The sequence below is a fragment of the Candidatus Hydrothermales bacterium genome, from assembly GCA_039630235.1.
Lineage (GTDB): Bacteria > Hydrothermota > Hydrothermia > Hydrothermales > JAJRUZ01 > JBCNVI01.
Map to the genome: position 1 here is coordinate 1 of JBCNVI010000018.1, position 1,943 is coordinate 1,943.

The 1,943-nt window shown below is 31.1% G+C and carries 2 protein-coding genes; both read left to right on the plus strand.

What is annotated here, in order from left to right:
- Positions 1-246 precede the first annotated feature (246 nt).
- Entirely contained in the window at positions 247-1,452 is a 1,206-nt protein-coding gene (locus ABDH49_09015) for a serpin family protein (GenBank protein MEN3047091.1), read from the plus strand.
- Between the two features lie 43 nt (positions 1,453-1,495).
- Positions 1,496-1,943: glycoside hydrolase family 36 N-terminal domain-containing protein (locus ABDH49_09020; GenBank protein MEN3047092.1), on the plus strand; the 448-nt coding region annotated here is incomplete at its 3' end.

The window sequence follows — 1,943 nt, forward strand, 5'->3', positions numbered from 1 at the left end:
GAAAATCATTAAAAACTTTTTCATAAACCCACCCCCTATAAGTTAATTAGTAAGGTTCATAAATAAAGAGAATTTTAAACATTTTTTAATCTTCCTAAACCTTTACAATCACCCCTTCCCTTCTCAAGATAAGAATATTATATAACACTTGCTAAAACTTGACAATAACTAAAATATTTAAAATTTAAAACAAAATCTAAAATTAATGTTATAATAAAATATTAAAACTTCTTAGAGGAGGGTACTATGAAACTTCTAATTAGAATTTATATTTTAGCGTTCCTTTTAATCATTATTTCCTTTAGTTTTGCAGAAGGTATAGATAATAACCTACTTACAATAGCTAAAGGGAATAACATCTTTGGCTTAGACCTTTACCAGATACTAACTGCAAAAGAAGATGGAAACATTTTTATCTCCCCTTATAGCATTTCTTCAGCCCTTGCCATGACCTATGCTGGTGCAAATGGCAACACAAAGAAACAAATGGCAGAGGTTTTGTATTTTAATTTACCTGATAATGAACTACACTCTGCCTTCTCAAAGCTGAACTCTATATTCAACGCTCCTAAAAATGATTTTCAACTTGCCATTGCTAACTCTCTTTGGGGACAGATAAATTATCCTTTTAGAGAAGATTTCATTGAGCTTGTTAAAAAATATTATTCTGCTGGGTTCAATTTAGTAGATTTCGTAAACGATCTTAATAGGGAAAAAGCAAGAAATGAAATAAACAAATGGGTAGAAGATCGTACCAACCAAAAAATAAAGGAATTAATACAAAAAGGAGATCTCACCTCTTTAACAAGACTTGTATTAGTTAATGCCATTTACTTTAAGGGTAAGTGGAAGTATACCTTTAACAAAAAAGAAACAAAAGAAATACCATTCTTTGTTGATGAGAAAAGGACTTCAAAAGTCCCTATGATGCACCAAGTTAATGATTTTAATTACTATGAAGACAAAGATTTACAAGCCATCGAGCTTCCATACTCAGGAGATGAACTTTCAATGATAGTAATTCTACCTAAAGAAAGAACTCTATCAAAGCTTGAAAAGAATTTGAATTATACTTTGTTAGATAAAATCAGTACTAATATGGCAAAGGAAAAAATCGAAGTATACTTTCCTAAGTTTAAAATAGAAAAAAGATATATATTAAATGAGCCTTTAATAAAACTAGGAATGTCTGATGCCTTTGATGATATGCTAGCTGATTTTTCAGGAATGACTGGAAGCAGAGATCTTTATATAAGTAAAGTAATCCATCAATCCTTTATAGAGGTTAATGAAGAAGGAACAGAAGCAGCTGCAGCAACAGCAGTTATAATGTCAGGGAAAAGTATTTCCCTCGGTCCAAAAATCTTTAAAGCGGATCACCCATTCCTTTTCTTCATCATACACAAACCTACAAATACAATTCTCTTTATGGGAAGGTTTATAGAACCTTAAATTTTTGATAATATTAATAAAAAATACTTTTTGAGGTGATAGAATGCCTATCATATACGATAGAGATAATAATATTTTTCATTTAATGGCAGGAGACTCTAGCTATATAATAAAAATCTTTAAAAATAAATATCCTGTACATCTTTACTGGGGCAAAAAATTAAATCACTCCCATTTTTCAGAAGCTTTTATCACCTCTCCTTTTGGACCTAATCCAGATCCAAATGACAAATCTTTTACCTTTGACAGGATGCTATTAGAATATCCATCCTATGGGAATTCTGACTTCAGACACCCAGCCTTTCAAATCGAACAAGAAGATGGTTCTCGAATAACTCAGATTGTTTTTAATAATTATAGAATATACAAAGGGAAACCTAAACTTGAGGGATTGCCAGCAACCTATGTAGAGACAGAAGATGAAGCAGAAACCTTGGAGTTAGAACTCATTGATGAGCTCATAAACCTCAAAGTAATCTTATTCTATACTG